Annotated in this window: 22 protein-coding genes; 15 read left to right on the forward strand and 7 right to left on the reverse strand. The window is 72.4% G+C overall.

Features of this window, described 5'->3' with window-relative positions:
- The first annotated feature begins 244 nt into the window (after nt 1-244).
- From ACZ53N_RS14105 to ACZ53N_RS14135, 7 genes are all read left to right on the forward strand, one after another.
- Nucleotides 245-2593: a tetratricopeptide repeat protein gene (locus ACZ53N_RS14105; RefSeq protein WP_469141120.1), complete on the forward strand. Its 2349-nt coding sequence runs from the start codon at nt 245-247 to the stop codon at nt 2591-2593.
- A gap of 150 nt (nt 2594-2743) precedes the next feature.
- Nucleotides 2744-3859 carry an alanine dehydrogenase gene (gene ald / locus ACZ53N_RS14110; protein ID WP_356458895.1) on the forward strand — a complete coding sequence of 372 codons (1116 nt, stop codon included), beginning with the start codon at nt 2744-2746 and terminating at the stop codon, nt 3857-3859.
- 342 nt (nt 3860-4201) lie between these two features.
- Nucleotides 4202-5332: a ParA family protein gene (locus ACZ53N_RS14115; RefSeq protein ID WP_130877043.1), complete on the forward strand. Its 1131-nt coding sequence runs from the start codon at nt 4202-4204 to the stop codon at nt 5330-5332.
- On the forward strand, nt 5317-5886 hold the full coding sequence (locus ACZ53N_RS14120) for a hypothetical protein (RefSeq protein WP_469141121.1): 570 nt from the start codon (nt 5317-5319) through the stop codon (nt 5884-5886). Before ACZ53N_RS14115 ends, ACZ53N_RS14120 begins: the two co-directional genes overlap by 16 nt.
- 143 nt (nt 5887-6029) lie before the next feature.
- Nucleotides 6030-6968 carry a segregation and condensation protein A gene (locus ACZ53N_RS14125; protein WP_469141122.1) on the forward strand — a complete coding sequence of 313 codons (939 nt, stop codon included), beginning with the start codon at nt 6030-6032 and terminating at the stop codon, nt 6966-6968.
- Nucleotides 6965-7624 (forward strand): SMC-Scp complex subunit ScpB, encoded by a 660-nt coding sequence (gene scpB, locus ACZ53N_RS14130; RefSeq protein ID WP_469141123.1) that lies wholly within the window; start codon nt 6965-6967, stop codon nt 7622-7624. The genes ACZ53N_RS14125 and scpB overlap by 4 nt, the downstream gene beginning before the upstream one ends.
- A complete protein-coding gene (locus tag ACZ53N_RS14135) occupies nt 7624-8931 on the forward strand; it encodes a pseudouridine synthase (protein ID WP_469141124.1) in 1308 nt (435 codons plus the stop codon). The genes scpB and ACZ53N_RS14135 overlap by 1 nt, the downstream gene beginning before the upstream one ends.
- 185 nt (nt 8932-9116) lie before the next feature.
- On the opposite strand, the gene ACZ53N_RS14140 is transcribed toward ACZ53N_RS14135, so the two are convergent.
- A complete protein-coding gene (locus ACZ53N_RS14140; protein ID WP_469141125.1) occupies nt 9117-9860 on the reverse strand; it encodes a nucleotidyltransferase domain-containing protein in 744 nt (247 codons plus the stop codon).
- A gap of 52 nt (nt 9861-9912) precedes the next feature.
- The gene (locus ACZ53N_RS14145) at nt 9913-10275 is read right to left on the reverse strand and encodes a DUF952 domain-containing protein (RefSeq protein ID WP_469141126.1); all 363 of its coding nucleotides are present in this window, start codon (nt 10273-10275) and stop codon (nt 9913-9915) included.
- 157 nt (nt 10276-10432) lie between these two features.
- Between ACZ53N_RS14145 and ACZ53N_RS14150 the strand changes: the two genes are divergently transcribed.
- The 4 genes from ACZ53N_RS14150 to der all read left to right on the forward strand — a co-directional run bounded on the left by ACZ53N_RS14150 (nt 10433) and on the right by der (nt 14725).
- Complete coding sequence (locus ACZ53N_RS14150; protein ID WP_469141127.1) at nt 10433-11518, forward strand: prephenate dehydrogenase; 1086 nt, start codon at nt 10433-10435, stop codon at nt 11516-11518.
- A 311-nt stretch (nt 11519-11829) separates the two neighbouring features.
- Nucleotides 11830-12534, forward strand: coding sequence for a (d)CMP kinase (gene cmk / locus ACZ53N_RS14155; protein WP_469141128.1), 705 nt, complete (start codon nt 11830-11832; stop codon nt 12532-12534).
- Nucleotides 12492-13199: a lysophospholipid acyltransferase family protein gene (locus ACZ53N_RS14160; protein ID WP_469141129.1), complete on the forward strand. Its 708-nt coding sequence runs from the start codon at nt 12492-12494 to the stop codon at nt 13197-13199. The genes cmk and ACZ53N_RS14160 overlap by 43 nt, the downstream gene beginning before the upstream one ends.
- 65 nt (nt 13200-13264) lie before the next feature.
- Nucleotides 13265-14725 (forward strand): ribosome biogenesis GTPase Der, encoded by a 1461-nt coding sequence (gene der, locus ACZ53N_RS14165; protein ID WP_469141130.1) that lies wholly within the window; start codon nt 13265-13267, stop codon nt 14723-14725.
- A gap of 168 nt (nt 14726-14893) precedes the next feature.
- Here the strand turns inward: der and ACZ53N_RS14170 are convergent, their stop codons facing one another.
- Nucleotides 14894-15220 (reverse strand): hypothetical protein, encoded by a 327-nt coding sequence (locus tag ACZ53N_RS14170; protein WP_469141131.1) that lies wholly within the window; start codon nt 15218-15220, stop codon nt 14894-14896.
- A gap of 140 nt (nt 15221-15360) precedes the next feature.
- Nucleotides 15361-16152 (reverse strand): hypothetical protein, encoded by a 792-nt coding sequence (locus ACZ53N_RS14175; protein WP_469141132.1) that lies wholly within the window; start codon nt 16150-16152, stop codon nt 15361-15363.
- 276 nt (nt 16153-16428) lie between these two features.
- Between ACZ53N_RS14175 and ACZ53N_RS14180 the strand changes: the two genes are divergently transcribed.
- The 3 genes from ACZ53N_RS14180 (at nt 16429) to ACZ53N_RS14190 (ending at nt 19724) form a co-directional block, all read left to right on the forward strand.
- Nucleotides 16429-17676, forward strand: a complete 1248-nt coding sequence (locus ACZ53N_RS14180) for a glycosyltransferase family 4 protein (RefSeq protein WP_469141133.1) — start codon at nt 16429-16431, stop codon at nt 17674-17676.
- Entirely contained in the window at nt 17676-18659 is a 984-nt protein-coding gene (locus ACZ53N_RS14185) for a hypothetical protein (RefSeq protein ID WP_469141134.1), read from the forward strand. The genes ACZ53N_RS14180 and ACZ53N_RS14185 overlap by 1 nt, the downstream gene beginning before the upstream one ends.
- Before the next feature lie 84 nt (nt 18660-18743).
- Nucleotides 18744-19724: a helix-turn-helix transcriptional regulator gene (locus tag ACZ53N_RS14190; RefSeq protein WP_469141135.1), complete on the forward strand. Its 981-nt coding sequence runs from the start codon at nt 18744-18746 to the stop codon at nt 19722-19724.
- Here ACZ53N_RS14190 and ctaD read toward each other — a convergent pair.
- Nucleotides 19672-21357 (reverse strand): aa3-type cytochrome oxidase subunit I, encoded by a 1686-nt coding sequence (gene ctaD, locus ACZ53N_RS14195; RefSeq protein WP_469141136.1) that lies wholly within the window; start codon nt 21355-21357, stop codon nt 19672-19674. The two genes, ACZ53N_RS14190 and ctaD, sit on opposite strands and share 53 nt — an antisense overlap.
- A gap of 556 nt (nt 21358-21913) precedes the next feature.
- Between ctaD and ACZ53N_RS14200 the strand changes: the two genes are divergently transcribed.
- On the forward strand, nt 21914-22129 hold the full coding sequence (locus ACZ53N_RS14200; protein ID WP_469141137.1) for an I78 family peptidase inhibitor: 216 nt from the start codon (nt 21914-21916) through the stop codon (nt 22127-22129).
- Nucleotides 22130-22268: 139 nt separating this feature from the next.
- Here ACZ53N_RS14200 and ACZ53N_RS14205 read toward each other — a convergent pair whose 3' ends face one another.
- Together ACZ53N_RS14205 and ACZ53N_RS14210 are read right to left on the reverse strand one after the other, a co-directional pair.
- On the reverse strand, nt 22269-23276 hold the full coding sequence (locus tag ACZ53N_RS14205; RefSeq protein ID WP_469141138.1) for a phosphatase PAP2 family protein: 1008 nt from the start codon (nt 23274-23276) through the stop codon (nt 22269-22271).
- A 261-nt stretch (nt 23277-23537) separates the two neighbouring features.
- Nucleotides 23538-24728 carry a hypothetical protein gene (locus ACZ53N_RS14210; protein WP_469141139.1) on the reverse strand — a complete coding sequence of 397 codons (1191 nt, stop codon included), beginning with the start codon at nt 24726-24728 and terminating at the stop codon, nt 23538-23540.
- Between the last annotated feature and the right edge of the window lie 107 nt (nt 24729-24835).

Here is a 24835-nt window from a genome sequence, read left to right on the forward strand (position 1 = left end):
TCCTTTGTTTCTTCGCTCGCAGTCTCCATTCTCCCGCCCCTCCTTTCCCCCCCCCCCCCCCCCCCCCCCCGCAGCGGTGGTGCGCAGGCGCGACTCCGTCGGACGATACGGCCAACCGAATAGGTGATCTTCGGTGAGGCGGATCGGGCTTCCCCCGAGGTGTGGTGGGCGGTGAACTAGGCTCGACGCGTTCCCGCCGCGGCCGCGACGGGCTCGTGCGTGCAGGTGGACGGGAGTGGGCCCCGTGGCGGAGCAGGCGGTGGAGACCGGAGGACTGGCGGCGGCTCCGCCCGAGCGGCGGCTGTCCGCCATGGGTACCGGGGTGAGAGCCCGTCAGGGCGGCGCCACGGCGGGCCGGTTCGTCGGCCGGGGCCGTGAGCTCAAGGCGCTGCGCGCCGACATCGTCCGCGCCGGGCTCGACACGCTCTCCGGCCGCAAGACGCCGCGCAGTCGGGTGCTGCTCATCGCCGGGCGCCCCGGCTCAGGACGCACGGCGCTGGCCGAGGAGCTGGTGAGACGGCTGGCCGGGGAGTACCCGGACGGGGTGGTGCGCGCCCGCCTCACGGGGGTCGACGGGGAGCCCGTCCCCACTGAGCGGACCGCCCGCGCCCTGCTCACCGCGCTCGGCGCGCCCGTACCGGCCGGCGCCGGGGAGGACGAGCTGACCGAGGCGCTGCGCGGCGCGCTCGACGGCCGCCGGGTGGTGCTGCTCTACGACGACGCGGCGGGCGCCGAGCAGGTGGACCCGCTGCTGCCGGACGAATCGGCGTGCCTGGTCGTCGCCGTCTCCCGGGGCCCGCTGACGGGCGTTCCCGATGTGCGGCCCTGCACCCTCGGCGGCCTCGACGTGGCCGCCGCAGTCGATCTCCTGGAGTGGTACGCGGGCCCCACCCGGATCACCTGCGACCCGGTGGCGGCGGCCTGCGTCGTGGAGGAGTGCGGCGGACAGCCCGCGGCCCTGGTCCTCGTCGGCGGCTGGCTCGCGGCCCGGCCCAAGATGTCGGTCGTCGACGTGGCCAAGCGGCTGCGGGAACTGGCACCCGCCGAGGGCCACGAAGGGGTCGGCGGACGCCCCCTGGGGCGGGCCTTCCGGCTCGCCTACGAATCGCTGCCGCAGACCCCGGCCCGGGTCCTGCGGCTGCTCGCCCTGGCCCCCGCCGGACTGGTCGACGCCCACACCGCCTCCGCGCTGGCGGGCTGTTCGGTCTCCGCCGCCCAGGCCGCGCTGGAGGAATTCACCGCCCAGGGGTTCCTGCACGCCGAACCCGCCGAGGTGCCCGCCGCACCCGCCGAGGTGCCGGCCGGGGCCGGCACCCGGTCCTGCGAGCCCCCGGCACCGCAGTACCGGGTGCCGGGCTGCCTCATGTCGATGCTGCGTGCCGCGCTGTACGAGCGGGAGCGGCCCGCCGAGGTGGAGTTGGCGCGGGCGCGGATGCTGGAGCGGACCGTACGCCAGCTGCACTCCTGCCGGGCCATCACCGAAACGGGGGACCTCGCCACCCGGAAGAGGATCGCCGAACTGCCGCGCCCGCTGCGCTTTCCCACCCGGCAGGCCGCCGAGGAGTGGCTGCTGTCGCGATTGCCGACGCTGCTGGCCGCGGCCCGGCTGGCGGTGGAGGACGGCCGTCTCGACACGCTCGCCCGGCGGCTGGTCTCCGCGCTGACCCGGGCGCTGACGGCCCATCTGGGGGCCGAGCGGGCGGCGCCGGAGCTGTACGGGCTGCACCAACTGGTCCTCGACGTCGCACAGCGCTGCGAGATGCCGCTGGAGAAGGGCGCGGCGCTGCTGAACCTCGGTGACCTCGACGCCCGGGCGGGCCGTACGACGGAGGCGCTGGACCGCTACCGCGAGGCGCTGCGGGCGGCGCGCGAATCGGGCGACCCGTACGCCACCAGCCGGTCGCTGGAGTCCATCGCCGCCGCGCACCAGGAGCTCGGCGACTGGCAGCGCGCCGCCGACTGGTACCGGCGCGGCCTCGAACTGCGGCTGACGCGGGGTGAACTCGCCGACGAGGCACGGCTCTACGGGCGGCTCGGCGCGGTGTACACCTACGCGGGCGAGTGGGGTGACGCGCTGCGCAGTTGGCGCGCGGCGGCGGCGGCGTGCCGCAGGCTGCGGGACCTGCCCGGCCATGCGCGGGCCCTGAGCGAGGCCGCCCGGGTGCAGGAGTACGCGGGCCGGCCGCAGGAGGCGTTGCGCACCTGCCTGGAGGCGGTGGAGTGCGCGCGGCAGGCGGGTGACATACGGCTGCAGGCGGCGGTCCGGCTGCGGCTGGCGGACACCCTGGAGCGCCTCGGCGACCGGGCGGCCGCCGATCTGCACCGCGTCGAGGCCGAGCGGCTGCTGGCGGCGGCTCCCGCCGGCTCCGGCCCCGCCGGGCCGGAAGCGGCCGGTGACCCGCTGCCCGGCGCCGCCGGGGGCCCGATAGCCGGGAGCGGTGGGATCGCCGGCCTCGCCGGAACCACTGCTTCGAAGGCGGCCCGGAACCGGACCCGGAACGGGACCCAGGACCGGACCCGGATCCGGGCCCAGGACCGGGCCAGGGACGGCAAGGGCCAGCAGGCCCCGAAGGGCAGCCTACGAAATCAGTAGTGGTTCGCGAAAAGATTGACCCTTTACAAGGCTAGACAGCGCGAGATCCTTCATTAGACTGGTCGGGCCGCGATCGACGCGGTCTGCTCTGGTATGCCCCGGCATATCCGGATTAGCCTGTCATTATCTGATTCAAGGACCGTGATCGACGTGAAGGTCGGCATCCCCCGCGAGGTCAAGAACAACGAGTTCCGCGTGGCCATCACGCCCGCCGGCGTGCATGAGCTGGTGCGCAACGGCCACCAGGTCTACGTGGAGAAGAACGCCGGTGTCGGCTCCTCCATCACCGACGCCGAGTACGTCGCCGCCGGGGCGAACATCCTGGAGACGGCCGACGAGGTGTGGGAGACCGCCGACCTGCTGCTGAAGGTCAAGGAGCCCATCGCCGAGGAGTACCACCGCCTCCGCAAGGAGCAGACGCTCTTCACCTACCTGCACCTCGCCGCCTCCCGCGAGTGCACGGACGCGCTGCTGGAGTCCGGCACCACCGCCATCGCGTACGAGACCGTGGAGACCGCGACCCGCGCGCTGCCGCTGCTCGCCCCCATGTCCGAGGTCGCGGGCCGGCTGGCCCCGCAGGTCGGCGCCTACCACCTGATGCGCTCGGCCGGCGGCCGCGGCGTGCTGCCGGGCGGTGTCCCGGGCACCTCGGCGGGCAAGGCCGTCGTCATCGGCGGTGGCGTCTCCGGCTGGAACGCGGCCCAGATCGCCATCGGCATGGGCTTCCACGTCACGCTGCTCGACCGTGACATCAACAAGCTCCGCGAGGCCGACAAGATCTTCGGCACGAAGATCCAGACGATCGTCTCCAACGCCTTCGAGCTGGAGAAGGCCGTCGTCGAGGCCGACCTCGTCATCGGCGCCGTCCTCATCCCGGGCGCCAAGGCCCCGAAGCTGGTCACCAACGAGCTCGTCGCCAAGATGAAGCCCGGAAGTGTCCTTGTCGACATTGCGATCGACCAGGGCGGCTGCTTCGAGGACTCCCGTCCCACCACCCACGCGGAGCCGACCTTCGAGGTCCACAACTCCGTCTTCTACTGCGTCGCCAACATGCCGGGCGCGGTGCCGCACACCTCCACCTACGCGCTGACCAACGCCACGCTGCCCTACATCGTGGAGCTGGCGAACCGCGGCTGGCAGGAGGCGCTGCGCCGGGACGCCGCTCTCGCCAAGGGTCTCAACACCCACGAGGGACAGGTCGTTTACGGCCCCGTCGCCGAGGCGCACGGCCTGCCGCAGGTCGAACTGAGCACGCTCCTCGGCTGACTTCTCCGCTGAATCCCGGTGCGTCGTCAACGCGACACACCAAGAGCGCGCACCCGGCCGGGCCTTGCTGAGCAAGGCCCGGCCGGGCTGTTTTCGCATCGGCGCGCCCGCCCGTGAAAGTTCCGGGTTATGGGCCGTACACCCTTGACAGAAGGCTGTTCGATCGCCGACACATCGCGCTGTCTCCGGCGGATTGTGTTGCTGCGAACCGCCGACACGCCATAGAGTCGCAGACCGTCGGCATGGTGCCACGCTGACCTATCTAGATGTTTCCTGGTCACCAAGGAGGTAGGACGACTTGTGAATGAGTCGACATTTGCTCCCGGGGGTGGTCACCCAGGAATGTCTGCGCAGGGCCAGAGTCCCGTGGGGCTCGAAGCTGTCGGCTCCGTCGCTGTCCACACCTTCGCAGCCCGCCACCACATCCAGAGCACGACGACGACAGCCCACCAGAGCATGGACGGCCATCACGTGAACGCCATGGCCGGCGACCGCGGCGGCAGAGACTCCGCCCCTCTCGCCGACTACGAGGACGTGCCCGAGGGGCACTTTTACGACCCCGACGCGGAGTACGAGCCCGATCCCGAATACGCGGCCACGCTCGCGCCCGACGCCGCCCGTCAACGTCGCGAGCGCATCGGTCCCACCGGACGCCCGCTGCCCTACTTCCCGATCCCGGGGCCGCTGACCGACCACGGCCCCGCGAAGATCATCGCGATGTGCAACCAGAAGGGCGGGGTCGGCAAGACCACCTCGACCATCAACCTGGGCGCCGCGCTCGCGGAGTACGGACGCCGGGTGCTGCTCGTCGACTTCGACCCGCAGGGCGCCCTCTCCGTCGGACTCGGCGTCAATCCGATGGAGCTGGACCTGACGGTCTACAACCTGCTCATGGAGCGGGGCATGCAGGCCGACGAGGTGCTGCTGAAGACGGCCGTGCCCAACATGGACCTGCTGCCCAGCAACATCGACCTGTCCGCGGCCGAGGTCCAGCTCGTCAGCGAGGTGGCCCGCGAGTCCACCCTGCAGCGGGCGCTCAAGCCGCTGATGGCCGACTACGACTACATCGTCATCGACTGCCAGCCCTCGCTCGGTCTGCTCACCGTCAACGCCCTGACGGCCGCTCACAAGGTGATCGTGCCCCTGGAGTGCGAATTCTTCGCGCTGCGCGGTGTGGCGCTGCTCACCGAGACGATCGAGAAGGTGCAGGAGCGGCTCAACCCCGAGCTGGAGCTGGACGGCATCCTCGCCACGATGTACGACTCGCGGACCGTGCACAGCCGCGAGGTCCTCGCGCGCGTCGTCGAGGCGTTCGACGATCACGTCTACCACACCGTCATCGGCCGTACGGTGCGCTTCCCCGAGACCACGGTCGCGGGCGAGCCCATCACCACGTACGCGTCGAACTCCGTCGGTGCCGCCGCCTACCGTCAGCTCGCCAGGGAGGTGCTCGCCCGGTGTCACGCCGAGTGAGTCTGCCCGGCGCCGACGAACTGTTCCGCACCACCGGAGGGATGGGACTCCAGTCCTCCTCCCCCCGTCGGAAGGAGAGCGGCGAGGCGCCGCCCCCGCGGGTCCCCGGCCAGGCCGCCGAATCCGACTCCGCACCCGAGCAGGGCGCCGGGGCCCAGGGGGACGGACACGAGCGCGGCGGCCGCGGTGGAGCCGGTACGGACCGGGAGCAGCCCGCCGAGCGGCGCTCCGCCGCCGCGGACCGGGACCGCCCCACGGGCGCCCGGCCGGCGCCCGCGCAGAGCGACCCCGCCGCCTCCGCCCAGGGCCGCCGCCGGGGCCGGGGAGCGGGCCGCCGGCCCAGCGGCCGTGAGCGGCACGACGAGAAGATCACGGTCTATGTCTCCGCCGAGGAGCTGATGGACCTCGAACACGCCCGGCTGGTGCTGCGCGGCGAGCACGGACTCGCCGTCGACCGCGGCCGGATCGTGCGGGAGGCCGTTGCGGTCGTCCTCGCCGACCTGGAGTCGCGCGGCGACGCGAGCATTCTCGTACGGCGGCTGCGCGGGCGCTGAGCGGGTGCGCCCCGATAGCCTGGCCTGCCCCGTACGGGACGGCCCGTACCGGCCCCGGGGGTCCTTCGTACCCACGCGTCGCGCCGGGCTCCCGTGCCCGGTCCGTCAGGGCCGCCCCTCCCCAGCACCATGGACCCCGATCGATGCCGACACACCCGTCCGCCCGCCGAGCCCTCGGCCACGGCGCGGCCCGGCCGCCGCACGAACCACGCCAGGCACCATCACCGGCCGACACCGCGGGCGAGGACGGCACCGCCCCCGCCGACGCCCGGTTCACCGTCCGGCTCGACAACTTCGAGGGCCCGTTCGACCTGCTGCTCCAGCTGATCGCCAAGCACAAGCTGGACGTCACCGAGGTCGCCCTGTCGAAGGTCACCGACGAGTTCATGGCACACCTGCGGGCCATGGGCCCGGACTGGGACCTGGACCAGACCACCGAGTTCCTCGTCGTCGCGGCGACGCTCCTGGACCTCAAGGCCGCGCGGCTGCTGCCCGTCGCCCAGGTCGAGGACGAGGCGGACCTCGCGCTGCTGGAGGCCCGGGACCTGCTGTTCGCCCGGCTGCTGCAGTACCGGGCGTACAAACGCATCGCGGAGATCTTCAGCGGCCGGCTGGCCGCGGAGGCCCGCCGCCACCCCCGCACCGTCGGCCTCGAACCGCACCACGCCGAGCTGCTCCCCGAGGTCGTCCTCGGTATCGGCGCCCGCGGCCTCGCCGAGCTCGCCGCAAAGGCGATGCGGCCCAGGCCGCGGCCCGAGGTGTACGTCGACCACATCCACGCGCCGCTGGTCAGCGTCCGTGAGCAGGCGGAGGTCGTCGTGGCCCGGCTGCGGGACGCGGGCGAGGCGAGTTTCGGGGAGCTCACCGCGGACGCCCCGGACACCCTGACGGTCGTGGCGCGCTTCCTGGCGCTCCTGGAGCTCTACCGCGAGCGGGTGGTCGTCCTGGACCAGGAGCAGGCGCTGGGCGCGCTGACGGTCCGCTGGACGGGCACGGCGGACGCCCGGCCGGTGGTGACGGACGAGTTCGACCGCGAGCCGGGCGAGGACCCCGAACAAGGCCCGCAGGAGGAGACGGCATGAGCGACGAGGCATACGGACACGAGAACGCGCCCGCGGGGCTGCGAACGGTCGCGGGCCTGCCCCTGGGGCCCGCCCTGGAGGCGGTCCTGATGGTCGTCGACGAGCCGGCCACCGAGGAGCACCTCGCCAGGATCCTGGAGCGGCCCCGCCGCGAGGTCGCGCAGACGTTGCGCGAGCTGTCCGAGGAGTACACCGCGCAGGGGCGCGGCTTCGACCTGCGGATGGTGGCCGGCGGCTGGCGTTTCTTCACCCGCCCCGCGTACGCCGACGCCGTGGAGTGCTTCGTCCTCGACGGCCAGCAGGCCCGGCTGACCCAGGCCGCGCTGGAGACCCTGGCCGTGGTCGCGTACCGTCAACCGGTCAGCCGATCGAGGGTCTCCGCCGTACGGGGAGTGAACTGCGACGGCGTGATGCGCACCCTCCTCCAGCGGGGTCTGGTGGAGGAGACGGGGACGGAACCCGAAACAGGTGCGATCCTGTACAGGACGACGAATTACTTTCTGGAGCGAATGGGCCTGCGTGGCCTGGACGAGCTCCCGGAGCTAGCGCCCTTCCTCCCCGAGGCGGAAGCGATCGAGGGCGACACTCAGGAAGGTGTGCCGTCGTTCGATCCGGACGCACCGGACACCGACGCAGACGACAAGACGGAACTTTGATGCGAAGCAGCGGCAGGAACAGCGGAAGCGGCAACCGGGACGACCGGGGCGCACGAGGCGGGTCCCCCCGGCCGGCGTCCGGGGGCGGACGCTCCGGTGGCGGGCGTCCCGAGGGCGGTCGTTCCGGCGGCGGTCGCCCCGAGGGTGGTCGCTCCGGCGGCTACGGCGGCGGTCGCCCCGACGGCGGGCGTTCCGAGGGTGGCCGCTCCGAGGGCGGTCGTTACGACGGCGGCCGCTCCGGTGGCCAGCGCGACGACAGGCCGCAGGAGCGTCCGCGCCGTCCCCGCCCGGAGGAGCGCCGCTACGACGTGGGCCCCGACGCCGAGCGCACCCGCGGCGGCGCCACCAGCGGCCGCACCAGCGGTCCCACCAGCAGCGGCCGCGGCGCGTCGGCCCGCGGCGGCGCCAAGGGCGGCCCCCGCAGGAGCCCCACCGCCGGTGCCGGCGGCCGGACCAGCGGGCCCGCCCGCGGTCACTCCGTCCCGGCCCGTCCCCGCGAGCTCGACGCCAAGATCGAGGAGCGCAACCGGGAGCGGCACAACAAGCCGCAGGTCAAGACCCCCAAGACGTTCCCCGGTGCCGAGCAGGAGGGTGAGCGTCTGCAGAAGGTGCTCGCCCGTGCGGGCATGGGCTCCCGGCGTGCCTGCGAGGAGCTCATCGAGCAGTCCCGCGTCGAGGTCAACGGCGAGATCGTGATCGAGCAGGGCCTGCGCGTGGACCCGGAGAAGGACGAGATCAAGGTCGACGGCCTGACCGTCGCCACCCAGTCCTACCTCTTCTTCGCGCTCAACAAGCCGGCCGGTGTCGTCTCCACCATGGAGGACCCCGACGGCCGCCAGTGCCTCGGCGACTACGTCACCAACCGCGAGACCCGGCTCTTCCACGTCGGCCGTCTCGACACGGAGACCGAGGGCATCATCCTGCTCACCAACCACGGTGAGCTGGCCCACCGCCTCACGCACCCGAAGTACGGCGTCCAGAAGACCTACCTCGCCGCCATCACCGGCCCGCTGCCGCGTGACATCGGCAAGCAGCTCAAGAGCGGCATCCAGCTGGAGGACGGCTGGGCCCGCGCCGACAACTTCCGGGTGATCCAGCAGACCGGCAAGAACTACCTGGTCGAGGTCACCCTCCACGAGGGCCGCAAGCACATCGTGCGCCGCATGCTCGCCGAGGCGGGCTTCCCGGTCGAGAAGCTGGTCCGCACCAGCTTCGGCCCGATCCCCCTCGGCGACCAGAAGTCGGGCTGGCTGCGCCGTCTGACCAACACCGAGGTCGGCATGCTCATGCGCGAGGTCGATCTCTAGGCCTGGCGGCTCTGCGATCGCCGGACGGGCTGCTATCGGCTGGGATCAGCCGATAGCAGCCCGCTGGGGGCACCTCCCAGCGGTAGCTGGGGGAGATTGAGGACACCGCCGCGCAGCGGTGGTGCGCCCGCGGCTGCGGGCCCGTGGTTGCCGCCTGCGGCGGCGGGCGCCCTGCGGGCGCGTCCTCAAACGCCGGACGGGCTTGATGCGGCCGAAGCGCTGCGCACGCGGACGAGGAAGTCCTCGACGCGGGCGCGGTCCGGCTCCGGCGGCAGCGGGGTCCGCTCCGCCGCCGCGTCGGTCTCGGCGCGCAGCCGGTCCATCCACGCGGCGACCTCCGGCCACCCCACCTCCCCACGCTTGACGGCCAGCAGCCGCTCGCGCTCCTCGCCCACGTCGAGGGTCAGCACGCCCGTACGCAGCACATCGCGCCCGCTCGTCAGGAGTCGTAGCAGGTGCATGGCGTGCTTCCAGCGGGGGGCGCCATGGGTGCGCAGATCGGCCTCGATCCTGCGGCGCTGGGCGGTGGCGTAGCCGGTGAACGACTGGTGGGCCCGGCGGGAGAGGAAGGCCGCCCGCAGCGACAGCAGCTCGCGGCCGGTGTCGTCGACGTGCTCGACGAGCGGCGAGTGCAGGCACTCCAAAACGTTGGGATTGGCGCGCAGCGCCAGCTCGCAGAACCGCTCCAGCTCCCAGGAGAACTGCTCCTCGGCCGGCCCGTCGACGTGCGTCGGCGGCTTGTCGAAGCGCCAGAAGAGCGGCGCCGGCGCGGCGTACACCCCACGCCGGTCGGTGTCACTGGCCGCCGTCGCCAGCCCGAAGGCGCGCGAACCCATCACACAGGCGTAGATCGTGTGCCGGGCGACGAGCCCGTGCCCTTCCGCGACGGAGGGTTCGACGGTGGCCGTGGCTTCGGGGGAGTGGCGCATGGCCGCGATTGTTCCCCGGCCCCGCCCGACCTGTCACCGTGATTTCGCCGGTCTACGACCACACCTCGAGGCCCAGCGCCTTGCCCTCCTCGTCGCGCCGGACCTCCATCATCCCCTCGACCGCGTCGCGGCTGATCCGGCCGTACACATGCGGGAAGAGCGTCCGCGCCGGCACCCCGGGCGGCGGCGCCGGGTCCGCCGCCTCCCAGCGGACCATGACATCCAGCTTGTGCTCGTCGATCAGCAGCACCATCAGCGGACCGGGGGTCTCGCGGTAGAAGGCGGACGCCACGGCGAGCGTGGTCTCCTCGTCCGGGGAGCAGTGCACGAAGCCGTCGGTCGCCAGTGACGCGGGGGAGTACGGGCGGTCGGGCACGGCCAGCCAGTCGTCCAGGGGAACCAAGTGGAAGATCATGGACACGTTCTACCCGACGCGGGCGCGCCCGTCCCGGAGGGCGGTCGCCGGGAACGGGCCGCCGAACGGCTGGCTAGGGTGGACGGACACGCATGATCCACGTACGACCCACGCGAACGCACACCACCGCGGCCGCCCTCCGCAAGGACATCGCCCAGTGAGAACCGCCCTCGTCATCGGCACCGGACTGATCGGCACCTCCGCAGCGCTCGCTCTCGCGGGCCGCGGGGTCCGGGTGCACCTCATGGACCACGACCCCGCCCAGGCCCGGACGGCCGCCGCCCTCGGCGCCGGCACGGACGAGGCGCCCGAGGGGGCCGTCGACCTCGTCATCGTGGCCGTACCGCCCGCATACGTCGCGAACACCCTCGCCGAGGCGATCCGGGGCGGCCTCGCCCGCGGCTACCTCGACGTCGCCAGCGTCAAGGGCGGCCCGCGCCGCGAACTCGAGGCGCTCGGCTGCGACCTCACCGGCTACCTCGGCACGCACCCGATGGCCGGCCGGGAGCGCTCCGGCCCCCTGGCGGCCACCGCCGACCTCTTCGAGGGCCGCCCCTGGGTGCTCACCCCCACCCGGGACACCGACACCGAGGTCCTCAACCTCGCCCTCGAACTCGTCGCGCTGTGCCGCGCGGTCCCCGTCGTCATGGACGCCGACGCCCACGACCGGGCCGTCGCGCTCGTCTCGCACACCCCGCAACTGCTCTCCAGCATGGTCGCGGCCCGGCTGCGGGACGCGGACGAGACGGCCGTGCGGCTGTGCGGGCAGGGCATCCGCGACGTGACCCGGATCGCGGCCTCCGACCCCCGGATGTGGATCGACATCCTCTCCGCCAACCCCGGCCCGGTCGCCGACGTCCTCGCGGCCGTCGCCGGTGACCTCGACGAGACGGTACGGGCCCTGCGCGCCCTGCAGTCCGCCGAGGAGGACAAGCGCGACGAGGGCGCGGCCGGCATCGAGGACGTCCTGCGGCGCGGCAACGCCGGCCGCTCCCGGGTCCCCGGCAAGCACGGCGCGGCCCCGGCCGCGTACGAGACGGTGACGGTGCTCATCGGCGACCAGCCGGGCGAGCTCGCCCGGATCTTCGCGGACGCGGGCCGGGAGGGCGTCAACATCGAGGACGTCCGGATCGAGCACGCCACCGGCCAGCAGGCGGGTCTGATCCAGCTGATGGTCGAGCCGAGCATGGCTCCGGGCCTCACGACGGCGCTGCGGGAGCGGGGCTGGTCGATCCGGCAGTAGGGCGGGTGGTTGCCGCCTGCGGCGGCGAGCGCCCTGCGGGCGCGTCCTCAATCTTCCCCAGCTACCGCTGGGAGGTGCCCCCGGACGGGCTGATGGCAGCCCGTCCGGGGATTGAGGACACCGCCGCGCAGCGGTGGTGCGCCCCCAGGCTCCCGCCGGACAGATGATCCGCCGGACAGGCCCTGCGCGAGGGCCGGAGAGCATCGGCTGCGCGGGGCGGTCCGGGGAGCCAGTAACCTTGAGCGAAGGCTCTCTCGGGCCCGTACCGCAAAAGTTTTCCCGCCCCGTGCTTGAGGAAGGTGTCTGACACCGTGGAAACCGCCGCCCGGACCGCACCGGCAGCAGTGATTGTCGGCATCGACGGCCCCTCCGGCACGGGCAAGTCCAGCACCTCCAAGGCCGTGGCCGCCAAGCTCGGGCTGCGCTACCTGGACACCGGAGCCCAGTACCGGGCGATCACCTGGTGGATGCTGAACAACGGCATCGACGTGAACGACGCCGAGGCCGTCGCCGACGCCGCCGGCAAGCCCGAGATCATCTCGGGTACCGACCCCTCGGCGCCGACCATCACGGTCGACGGGGCCGACGCGGCCGCGCCCATCCGCACCCAGGCGGTCACCGCCGCGGTCAGCGCCGTCAGCGCGGTGCCCGAGGTGCGCACCCGGCTGACCGAGCTGCAGCGCGCGATCGCCGCCGAGGCGCCGCACGGCATCGTGGTCGAGGGCCGTGACGTCGGCACGACCGTGCTGCCGGACGCCGACCTCAAGATCTTCCTCACTGCCTCGGCCGAGGCCCGTGCCGCCCGCCGCAGCGGCGAGCTGAAGGGCAAGGAGGCCACCGACCTGGCCGCCACCCAGGCCGCCCTGATCAAGCGCGACGCCGCCGACTCGGGTCGCAAGACCTCGCCGCTGGCGAAGGCGGCCGACGCCGTCGAGGTGGACACCACCGAGCTGACGCTCGAGCAGGTCATCGAGTGCGTCGTCACGCTTGTCGAGGAGAAGCGGGCGGTCGCGTGACAGGTTCGGTGACGGGCTCGGAGCCTGGTGCCGCCGTCGGCCGACGGATCGGCATCGGGCTCATGTACGGGCTGTGGAAGCCGCGTGTGCTGGGCGCCTGGCGGGTGCCCGCCACGGGGCCCGTCGTGCTGGCCGTCAACCACTCCCACAACATCGACGGTCCGATGGTGATGGGCACCGCGCCCCGGCCGGTGCACTTCCTGATCAAGCGGGAGGCGTTCGTCGGCCCGCTGGACCCGTTCCTGCGGGGCATCGGCCAGCTGAAGGTGGACCGGACGACGGCCGACCGGGCCGCGGTCATCGACGCGCTGGGCGTGCTGGAGCGGGGCGGTGTGCTGGGGATCTTCCCCGAGGGCACCCGGGGCGAGGGCGACTTCGCGTCGCTGCGCGCCGGGCTCGCCTATTTCGCGGTGCGCTCCGGCGCACCGATCGTGCCGGTCGCGGTGCTGGGCAGCGCCGAGCGGCGGGGCCGGGCGATACCGGGCCTGCCGCCGCTGCGCAGCCGCGTCGACGTGGTCTTCGGTGACCCCTTCGAGGCGGGCGACGGCAGCGGCAGGCGCACCCGGGCGGCGCTGGACGCGGCGACGACCCGCATCCAGGGGCGGCTCGCCGCACACCTGGCGGACGCCAAGCGGCTGACCGGCCGCGGCAACGACAAGACTTGAGTAGCGGGACCGCACACGGGACCGCCGATGACGAAGTACTCCGAAAGAAACAGGAAACGGACTTCATGAACGACCAGATCCACTCCGGCGACGAGCACGGTGAGCTTGGCGACGCCGAGTACGCGGAGTTCATGGAGCTCGCGGCGCAGGAAGGCTTCGACCCGGAGGACATCGAGGGCGAGCTCGCCGCCGCCGGGCACGGGCCGCTGCCCCGCCTCGCCGTGGTCGGCCGCCCCAACGTCGGCAAGTCGACGCTGGTGAACCGCATCATCGGCCGCCGCGAGGCCGTCGTCCAGGACAAGCCCGGCGTCACCCGTGACCGTGTGACGTACGAGGCCGAATGGGCCGGCCGCCGCTTCAAGGTCGTCGACACCGGCGGCTGGGAGCAGGACGTCCTGGGCCTCGACGCCTCCGTCGCCGCCCAGGCCGAGTTCGCCATCGAGGCCGCCGACGCGGTGGTCTTCGTCGTGGACGCCACGGTCGGCGCGACCGACACCGACGAGGCCGTCGTCAAGCTGCTGCGCCGGGCCGGCAAGCCCGTCGTGCTCTGCGCCAACAAGGTCGACGGCCCGTCCGCCGAGGCCGACGCCGCGGCGCTGTGGTCGCTGGGCCTCGGCGAGCCGCACCCGGTCTCGGCCCTGCACGGCCGCGGCACCGGCGACATGCTGGACGCCGTCCTCGAGGCGCTGCCCGAGGCCCCGGCCCAGACCTTCGGCGCCACGGTCGGCGGCCCGCGCCGCATCGCCCTGATCGGCCGCCCGAACGTCGGCAAGTCCTCGCTGCTGAACAAGGTGGCGGGCGAGGAGCGCGTCGTCGTCAACGAGCTGGCCGGCACCACCCGCGACCCGGTCGACGAGCTGATCGAGCTGGGCGGCGTGACCTGGAAGTTCATCGACACGGCCGGCATCCGCCGCCGCGTCCACCTCCAGGAGGGCGCGGACTACTACGCCTCGCTGCGTACCGCGGCCGCCGTGGAGAAGGCGGAGGTCGCGGTCATCCTGATCGACGCGAGCGAGTCCATCAGCGTCCAGGACCAGCGGATCATCACGATGGCCGTGGACGCCGGCCGGGCGATGGTCGTGGCGTTCAACAAGTGGGACACGCTGGACGAGGAGCGCCGCTACTACCTCGAGCGCGAGATCGAGACCGAGCTCGCGCAGATCCAGTGGGCCCCGCGCGTCAACGTCTCGGCGGCGACCGGGCGTCACATGGAGAAGCTCGTCCCGGCGATCGAGACCGCCCTGGCAGGGTGGGAGACGCGCATCCCGACCGGGCGGCTCAACGCCTTCCTCGGTGAGATCGTCGCCTCGCACCCGCACCCGATCCGTGGTGGCAAGCAGCCCCGCATCCTGTTCGGCACCCAGGCGGGCACCCGCCCGCCGCGGTTCGTGCTCTTCGCCTCCGGCTTCCTGGAGGCCGGCTACCGCCGCTTCGTCGAGCGCCGTCTGCGCGAGGAGTTCGGCTTCGAGGGCACGCCGATCCACATCTCGGTGCGGGTGCGGGAGAAGCGCGGGCGCAACAAGTAACGCGCGAGGCGCGGCACTGCGGGCGCGTCCTCAAGCTCCCCCAGCTACCGCTGGGAGGTGCCCCCAGCGGGCTGGTTGTGGCTGAGCTCGGCCAATAGCAGCCCGTCCGGCGCTTGAGGACACCGCCGCGCAGCGGCGGGTGCGCCCCTACGATCCGCCGGACAGAACCTAAAAGCCGCGCATCCGGTTGTCGCGTGGAGCGGGCGGCAGCGCGGCGGGCACCGGCTCGCCGCGCTGCCGCCCGTAGTACGAGTCCCAGGAACCGGTGTAGCCGGACTGCCCGGAGTACGACGACTGCCCGGACTGGCCCGGGGAGTTCTGCCCGCCGTACGCCCGGTGCTGGGCACCGAAGCCCTTGAACCCCAGGTCCTCCTCGCCCGAGCGGTCGCCCGGGAGCGCCCGGAACGACCTGCGGTACTCGGAGTAGAGCGCGTCGTAGATCGGCGTGACCGAGACGGCGAGGGCGTCCGGGGCGGCGTCGCGGGGTGGCCGCATACCGGGGATGTGGTTGTACGAGGTCCTGGATGCGGGATCGTATGTGTACACATCAGTGCCAACGACCCCGTGGCCCGTCGGATGCGGGCCTGACCGCGAATGGCCCGCGGGTCCGTGACGGGCGTGGTGCATTTCGCTGATCATGTGCCCGCGAGGGGCATCGCGGCTGCGACGAGCTGACCGCGCGCCGCGGCCCGGTCGAGCGCCTCGCGCAGCAGGTCCTCGCGCGGCTGCTGGCCGATCGTCCCGACCGGGGCCGCGAAGACCAGCACCCGCCGTGTCTTGTTGACGGCGGACCGCCACTCGGTGGCGACCTGCATCGCCTGGTGCGCCTGCCACCAGGCGGTGGGCGTGCCGCCACCGGTGCCCGGCTGGAGGATCGCGTGCAGCTGGCCCATGGCCAGCAGCACCGACCAGCCCGGCGTGGGCGCCGGGACCTGGTCGACGGCGGCGACCGGTGCGAAGCCCTGCTCGATGAGCAGCGGCAGGAAGACGTCGACCGGCCCGTCCGTGCCGGGGCGGGCGATGGGGCCGAGCGGCTCGACGACGAGCGCCGGCTGCAGCTCGCCGCCGATCAGGAGCAGTCCGCTGGTCACCCCCAGCTCGGCCTGGAGGGGGCTGTCGGGGGAGATCGGTGCCGGGGCGCTCGGCTCGTTCGCGGCCGTGATGGACCGCACCGCTCCCTGGAGCTGCTCCTCGGAGACGGGAACGACCTGCGAGGGGATGCAGGCGGCGTGCGCGAAGGCCAGCACGGCCGTCTCCTCGCCGACGAAGAGCACGGTGCTGGTGCGCTCCCGCTCGGTGTGGCCGGGGGTGCGGCAGGACGTGCAGTCGTAGCTGCCCGGGGCACTGTCACCGCCGAGCAGTCGGGCGGCTTCTTCGTCACCGATCTCGGCACGTACGTCGTCGCTGACGTCGAGCATGCGCGGCACGGGGGGCTCCTCGAACTGTGGGTCGTCACGTGCCGGGCGGTTCCCGGCTCGTAACGAGACAACGGGCGATCCCGGGCGGGGGTCACGCCCGGGCCGGGCCCCGTGACGGCTTTCGGGGAAGATCACCAAAAGTTCCCCGGATCCGCTACCGATTCCTCATCGGTTCGAGAACGAGTTGGTGATCAGGGCCAACCGCGAAGCCCTCACCACGGTCTAACCTCTCAGTAGGCGGGCTGCTTGGTAACGTCCGCGGCAAACGGCTGCATACGGGGACGAATGCACATCTCATTCCTGATTCACAACGCGTACGGAATCGGTGGCACGATCCGCACCACGTACAACCTCGCGAGCACGCTCGCCGAGCAGCACGACGTGGAGATCGTCTCCGTCTTCCGCCATCGCGAGGAGCCCGTCTTCGCTCCCGGCGCGAAGGTGCGGCTGCGCCACCTGGTGGATCTGCGCAAGGGCAGTCCGGGCTACGAGGGCGACGACCCCGAGCAGGAGCGCCCCGCCTCCGTCTTCCCCGCCACCGAGGGCCGCTACAAGCAGTACAGCGCGCTCACCGACCGGCGGATCGCGGAGCACCTGGGGAGCCTCGACTGCGACGTCATAGTGGGCACCCGCCCCGGCCTCAACGTGCACATCGCGCAGCAGGCGCGGCGCGGTCCGGTCCGCGTCGGCCAGGAGCATCTGACGCTGAGCACCCACACCCCGCAGCTCAAGCTGACCCTGCGCACGCACTACCCACGGCTCGACGCGGTCACCACCGTCACCGAGGCCGACGCCGCGACCTACCGCAAGCTGATGCGGCTGCCCGGCGTGCGCGTCGAGGCGGTGCCCAACAGCATCCCCGCCCCGGCCCTCGCCCCCGCGGACGGCAGCGCCAAGTGGGTCGTCGCCGCCGGCCGGCTCGCCCCCGCCAAGCGTTACGACGTGCTGATCCGCGCCTTCGAGAAGGTCGTCGCCGAGCGCCCCGACTGGCGGCTGCGGATCTACGGCGCCGGCGCGGAGCGCGCGAAGCTGCGCGCCCAGATCGACAAGCGCGGCCTGTACAACCACGTCTTCCTCATGGGCCCTGCCAACCCCCTGGACCCCGAGTGGGTCAAGGGGTCCATCGGCGCGGTGACCTCCAGCCTCGAATCGTTCGGCATGACCATCGTCGAGGCGATGCGCTGCGGCCTGCCCGTCGTCTCGACCGACTGCCCGCACGGGCCCGGCGAGATCATCAACGACGGGGTCGACGGTCTGCTGGTGCCCACCGGCAAGGTCGACAGGATCGCCGCCGGGCTGCTGAAGCTGATCAACGACGACGAGCTGCGACAGCGGATGGGCCGCGAGGCGCTCTCGAGCTCGGCCCGCTTCGACCCGGCCCACGTCGCCGGGCGCTACGAAGAGCTCTTCACCGACCTGACCGGGCGCGGCGGCCTGCGCGGCTCGCTGCACCGCACCCGGGGCGCGCTGCTCAGCAGCGCGTTCCAGGCCAAGGACGCCAGTAGGTCCGCCCTGCGAAAGGTGCGTGCCTGATGACGCCTCACGACCGGCCCGCCGGCGCGTCCGACGCGGCCGGTTCCGGGCAGCCCCACCCGACCGACACTCCCGAGGAGCCCGCCACCGTGTCTGCCCCTCCCCTGGCCTTCGGCATGGGCAACCCCACCGCCGACTGCATCGCGGACTCCGCGGGCGGACTGACCTTCGACCTCGACGCCCCCGAGCGCTCCGACACCTCGGACCACTGGTCCGCCGCGCTCGTCCTGCGCCGCCGGGCCGGCGGGGCGGGGACCGGGGGCGAAGAGGCCGAAGAGGTCCGCCTCCCGCTGACCCCCAACGGCGACGGCCGGCTGCGCGCGGTGCTGCCCAGCACCGTCGCGCTGCCCGAGGGCCGCTGGGACCTCCATGTCGCCCAGGGCGACGAGGAACCGGTGCGGCTCGTGCCCGGTCTGCTCGATCTGCGTTCGCTGGTCGACCGCAGACCCGGCCCCAGCACCTCGCCGCTCGCCGTCCGCATCCCGTACGCGACGAAGCACGGCAACCTCTCGCTGCGCAGCTGGCTGCGCGGCCCCCACGCCGAGGCCGGGGACATCGTCCTCGACGACGACGCCCTGACCGTCCACGGCGTCCTCCACCGGGTCGAGGACCCCGAGGCATGGCTTGCCGACGCGGTCGCGGAGGCCCGCTGCCGGCGTGACGCCGACCTGGTCGTCACCGCCCCGCTCACCGCCGACGGCGCGGACTTCACGTTCACCCTGCCCTACGCGGAACTGTCCGCCGAGTGGCGGGGCGGTCTGGACGTCTGGGACCTGACGCTGCGCCGCCCCGGCGACCCGGACGCCCCGGACCCGGTCCGGATCGCCCGCATTCTGGACGACGTCGTCGACAAGCAGCAGATTTTCGCTTATCCGCCGCGCGCGATCGACACCCCCTATGCGGCTGCCCAGGCCGGCCCGTATTACACCGCCGACAACGACCTTTCGGTCCGGATCGACGAGCGGCCCCCGGCCGCCCGGTAGCCCTACGGGCACCCCCGGCCCCGTCGGCCGTGAAGAGAGCCGTCGAGGACAGTGACTGTCCTCGACGGCTGGCAGACTCGGCGCATGTTGGAGACCTCGGCACGACTGCTGCGCCTGCTGTCCCTCTTGCAGGCCCACCGCGAATGGTCCGGCCCGGACCTCGCCGAACGGCTCGGGGTGACGCCCCGCACGGTGCGGCGGGACGTCGACCGGCTGCGCGGGCTGGGCTATCCGGTGCACTCCTCGCCCGGCACGATCGGCGGCTACCGGCTGGGCCCCGGCGCCCAGTTGCCGCCGCTGCTGCTGGACGACGAGGAGGCCGTGGCCGTCGCGGTGGGTCTGCGGACGGCGGCGAGCGGCGGCGTCCAGGGCATCGAGGAGACGTCCGTACGGGCGCTCGCCAAGCTCGAGCAGGTCCTCCCCGAGCGGCTGCGGCGCCGGGTGAGCGCCCTGAACGCCTTCACCGTGCCGATGCCCGCCGGCCCCGGCCGGCCCACCGTCGGCGCGGAGGTGCTCACCGAACTCGCCCACGCCTGCCGGGACAGCCGCCGACTGCGCTTCGACTACCGCGATCACGAGGGCGGCGCCACCCGGCGGGACGTGGAGCCGCACCGGCTGGTGTGGGCCCGGCGCCGCTGGTACCTCGTCGCGTGGGACACAGGCCGCGCGGACTGGCGGACGTTCCGCGCCGACCGCATCACTCCCACACCGCCGCACGGCCCGCGCTGCGCTCCCCGGCAGCCGCCCGCCGAGGACCTGGCCGCGTACGTCTCCCGGGGCGTCTCCACCGCGGTCTACACCGAACAGGCCACCGTGCTGCTGCGGGTGCCCGTCGAGGAGGCCGCGCAGCGCGTCTCGCCCATGGCCGGGGTGCTGGAGGCGGTCGACGAGCACAGCTGTCTGCTGCGCACGGGTGCGCACACCCTCGATGTGATGGTCGTTCACATCGTGCTGCTGGGCTTCGACTTCGAGGTGCGCGAACCGGCGGCGCTGAACGACCGCATACGAGAGGTCAGGGACCGGCTCGGTCGGGCTCTACCGGAGGTGAGGGCTCCTCGAGCTTGACCACGTCAGGGTGGTGCAGATCGAAGGCCGGTGACTCGGAGCGGATCCGGGGCAGTGTGAGGAAGTTGTGCCGGGGCGGCGGGCAGGACGTCGCCCACTCCAGCGAACGCCCGAAGCCCCAGGGGTCGTCGATCTCGATCTTCGGGGCGTACTTGGCCGTTTTCCAGATGTTGTAGAAGAACGGCAGCGTCGACAGCCCCAGCAGGAACGCGCCGATCGAGGACACCGTGTTGAGCGCGGTGAAGCCGTCGGCCGCGAGGTAGTCCGCGTACCGCCGGGGCATGCCCTCGGCGCCCAGCCAGTGCTGGACGAGGAACGTGAGGTGGAAGCCGACGAACAGGGTCCAGAAGTGGATCTTCGCCAGCCGCTCCTCCAGCATCTTCCCCGTGAACTTCGGCCACCAGAAGTAGAAGCCGGCGAACATCGCGAAGACGACCGTCCCGAACACCACGTAGTGGAAGTGCGCGACCACGAAGTACGAGTCCGTGACGTGGAAGTCCAGCGGTGGCGAGGCCAGGATCACCCCGGTGAGCCCGCCGAAGAGGAAGCTCACCAGGAAGCCGGTCGCCCACAGCATCGGCGCCTCGAAGGACAGCGACCCCTGCCACATCGTGCCGATCCAGTTGAAGAACTTCACCCCGGTCGGCACGGCGATGAGGAAGGACATGAAGGAGAAGAAGGGCAGCAGCACCGCGCCCGTCGCGAACATGTGGTGGGCCCAGACCACCATCGACAGGGCAGTGATCGCCATGGTCGCGCCGATCAGCATCACATAGCCGAAGATCGGCTTGCGGGAGAAGACCGGGATGATCTCCGTGATGATGCCGAAGAACGGCAGCGCGATGATGTAGACCTCCGGGTGGCCGAAGAACCAGAACAGGTGCTGCCACAGCAGCGACCCGCCGTTCTGCGCGTCGAAGATCACCGACCCGAACCGCCGGTCCGCCTCCAGACAGAGCAGCGCCGCGGCGAGCACCGGGAAGGCCATGATGATGAGGATCGAGGTGAACAGCACGTTCCAGGTGAAGACCGGCATCCGGAACATCGTCATCCCCGGGGCGCGCATCCCGATGATGGTGGTGATGAAGTTCACCGCGCCGAGGATCGTGCCGAAGCCGGAGAGCGCCAGCCCCATGATCCACATGTCCGTGCCGATGCCCGGCGAGCGGACCATGCTGTTCAGTGGCGCGTAGGCGGTCCAGCCGAAGGTCGCGCCGCCCTGCGGCATCACCAGGGCGGCCACCACGATCAGGCCGCCGAAGAGATACAGCCAGTACGCGAGCATGTTGAGCCGTGGGAACGCCACGTCCGGGGAGCCGATCTGCAGCGGCATGATCGCGTTGGCGAAGCCCGCGAAGGCCGGGGTCGCGAACAGCAGCAGCATGATCGTGCCGTGCGCCGTGAACGCCTCGTTGAACTGCTCGTTGTTGATCAGTTGCATGCCGGGGCGGGCCAGCTCGGCGCGCATGAGCATGGCCAGCAGCCCGCCCGCGATGAAGAAGGCGAACGAGGTGATCAGATAGAGGGACCCGATCTTCTTGTGGTCCGTGGTCGTCAGCCAGTCGACCACGATCCGCCCGCGGTGTCGCTCCCGGATCTGCCCGGCGGACGCCTGTGCGGTGTCGGTCCCCATCCGCGTACCCCTTCGCTTCAGCTCACACGGGCTCTCGGGCACCCGTCATGATGCTCGTCGCGGGGGCGGGGCGCGAGGGTGCCTCACGCGTCCGGCGTGTCGGTCGGCCCCCGTCGGGCCGTCTCCGCCGGGTGTCGGCGGGGGTGGCGGCCGGGCTGTGAACGGCCTGGTCCGATCAGCCGGACGCTCCGTCAAACACCTGCCCGGGACTCGTGCGTCCGACAGGCGGAATTATTCCTTCCATCAGCTCGGGGCCGCCCGTGCGAAGGCCGGGAATTACCTCGGAGTAATGAGTCGGCACCCCTTTCCGGTGAAAGTTCCACCACCTCCGGGGGATTTTTGGGAGGTGTTCGGAAAAGGCCTGGTGAATTCCCCTCGGGAGCCACCGGAAGGTTTGATGCGCGAGATGAGAAGGCCCGTACGAGTGACCTGCGTTACGCCAAACCGGCGCGAGTTTTCTGTAACATAAGTGTGACCAGTGGCGGACATGGGGCGGATGAGGTCATGGCACGACCCGCCTTCCACCGCCCCCGCCGGGCCGCCTACGGTGGCCCGCATGGCACCTCTACCGAACTTTCCGACGGACCCCGAGGACGCCCCCGAGGCGTACGTGGGACTCGATGCCGGGACGGCCGCCGACCGGGCGCGGGCATCCGGCTGGGCGACCGTCCGGGCGCTGCCGCCCGGCGCCGTCATCACCATGGAGTACCAGGTGGGCCGGCTCAACTTCGAGGTCGAGGACGACACCGTACGACGCTGCTGGAAGGGCTGACCGGGTCCGGCGCGCCCGCGGGGTGAGCGCATGCGGACCGGCCCCGGAAGCTCGGTGAGAGCTTCCGGGGCCGGTCCGTCGTCGCGTTGTTCGTGTCCGCGGGGGAGTGGTGCGTACCGCCCCGCGCCGCTGTGGTCCGTCAGCCGCCGACGGTGCGGCCGCGACCGGTGGCCGGGAGCACCGGCGTGGTGCGCGGCGCCCGGTCGGAGTGCGGCGGGCGGCGGCTGCCGGTCGGGGTGACCGGCGTCCGCTCGGAGCGCGCCGTGTGCGGCCGGGGCGACAGATGGGGTCTGCCGTCGGGGACGCGCCCACCGGCGCGGCTGCCGGCGCCCACCGGCTCGCGGGCGGGCAGTTCGTCGTCGACCGGGGTGCGCGGGCCGCCCAGGGCGATCGGTGCGGCCGGGGCCGGCACGAGCGCGGTGCGCTCGCGCAGCCGGTGCCAGACGCCCAGCAGCCACGCCTCGGCGACCGCCATCGGCGCCTCGAACCACGGCAGGGCGAGCAGCACCAGCAGTCCGGCGCTCCAGCCGAGCGTCACATCGCTGATCCAGTGGGTGCCGAGGTACACGGTCGTCATGCCGACGCCGAGCGCGAGGAGCGCGGCGGTGACGGAGGCGACCCGGCGGCTCCGCGGCGTGGTGGCCAGATAGGCGAGAACGCCCCAGGTCACCACCGCGTTCGCGGTGTGGCCGGAGGGGAATATGTCGCCGCCGGCGAACATCTCGTTGGAGCCGATCGAGGTGGCGTAGTGCGGTCCGAGCCGGCCCATGCCGATCTTCGCGGCGCCCACGGTGGCGTTGAGCAGCAGCAGCGAGGTGCCCAGCACCAGCAGCGGGCGCAGGGTCTTCTGCTTGTAGGTGCACCAGCCCAGCCAGGCGGCCACCGCGACCGCGGTCGGGCCGCGCTGGCCCAGGACCACGAAGTAGTCGAGGAAGGTGTGGATCTCCGGCCACTGCTTGTACGGCCGGAAGAGCATGACCTGCCAGTCGAAACGCACGGGCCAGGACGTGGTGAGCACGCCGACCACGATCGCCACGTAGACCGTGAGGGTCGCCACGAAGATCCCCAGACGGGTCCGGGTCATCCGTGGTCGCACGGGTTCGGTGAGGCGCTCCTCCACGTGGGCGAGCTCGTCGTTGGTACGCACTCAATGGACGTTACATTGCGTGACGGGAAGCTTCGGCCGATCAGGCCTCTTTGTGATGACGATGTGATGTGGAATGCGTCTCAAGGCGGACCGTCACCACTTCGAGCAGGCGGAATAAGAAACGCTTAAAGAATCCGGTACCGGGTGCCGGACAAGGCCGGTGATGCGTTAATTCTCTTTTGTGCGACACCGTTTATCAGTGCTTGGCCGAGGCGTTCCGCGCCGTTTCCCGCCCGGCCGGTCCGGCACCCGAATTGACGATCATGGCGGGCCGGAGCCGTGCAGCCAGAACGCTCCGTAGAGCGCCGACGCCAGGGCCACCGCCCCGAGAGCCCCCACCGCCCGCGCCGTCCGCAGCCGCGCGAGCGCCGCCGCCAGGGGCAGCAGCAGCGGGAAGGCGGGCAGCATCAGCCGCGGCTTGGAGCCGAAGTACCCCTTGGCGGTCAGGGCGAGCAGCAGGACCACCCCCGCGTAGACCAGGAGCGGCAGCGGCTGGCGCTGCCGCACACCCGCCGCATACAGCCGGATCACCAGGGCGACGCCGATCAGCAGGCCGACCCCGGCGGGCCACGCGGAGCCCGTCAGGCGCCCGGCGATGAAGGAACCGAAGGCCAGCCCGCCGTCGAAGCCGTTGCCCCAGCCGCCCTGGACGTCCAGATAGCCGGTCACGCTCCCGGTCCGCACGCCGACCCAGGCGAAGTACGCGAGCCAGCCAAGTGGAGCGAGCACGATCCCGAGCGCCATCCGGGCGAGCGGCTCCCGCCCGCCCGTGCGGCGCGCCCGCAACAGCGTCACCGCCGCCGTGATCCACACCGCCGCGACGACCGCCGCCCCCACCGGCCGGGTCAGCCCGGCCAGTGCCGCGAGCGACCCCGCCCACACCCACCGGCCGGTCAGCACGCAGTACACACTCCACGCGGCCAGCGCCGTGAAGAGCGACTCGGAGTAGGCCATCGACTGCACGATGCCGACCGGCAGCGCCGCCCACAGGGCGGCGAGCGCGAGACCGGTGCGCCGCCCGCCGACCCGGTCGCCGACCGCGAAGACCGCCCAGGCGGCGAAGAGCGAGGCGACGGCGCTGATCACGAGCCCCGCGTCGGCCGCCGAGAGCGGGAGGACGGCGGACAGCGCCCGCTCCAGCCACGGCAGCAGCGGGAAGAACGCCAGATCGGAGTGCACCTTGCCGCCGGCGAGATGCAGCGTGTACCCGTAGCCCTCCTCGGCGATCCGGGAATACCAGAGCGAATCCCAGCGGGCCGAGAGCAGCTGATGCGGATCCTTCCCCGCGGCCCACCCCCACACCGTGAGCACCACGATCCCCAAGCACCGGATCCCCGCGTACACCAGCAGCGCGGGGGCGGCGTGCCGCAGCGCCGCGCGGGCGCCGGGCGGGCGGCCGGTGCGGGCGGCCGCGGGGGCGCCCGCGCCGGTGGAGGAGAGGAGATCGGTCACCGATCGATTGTCCAGCATGCACACCCGTGCCCCGGGCGGTCCGTCGTTCGACGTGAGCGAGGCCACGTATGGCGGTCCGGGACTCGCGTACGCTGTCGACTCACTCG

It is taken from the genome of Streptomyces sp. NPDC033229 (genome assembly GCF_055576875.1).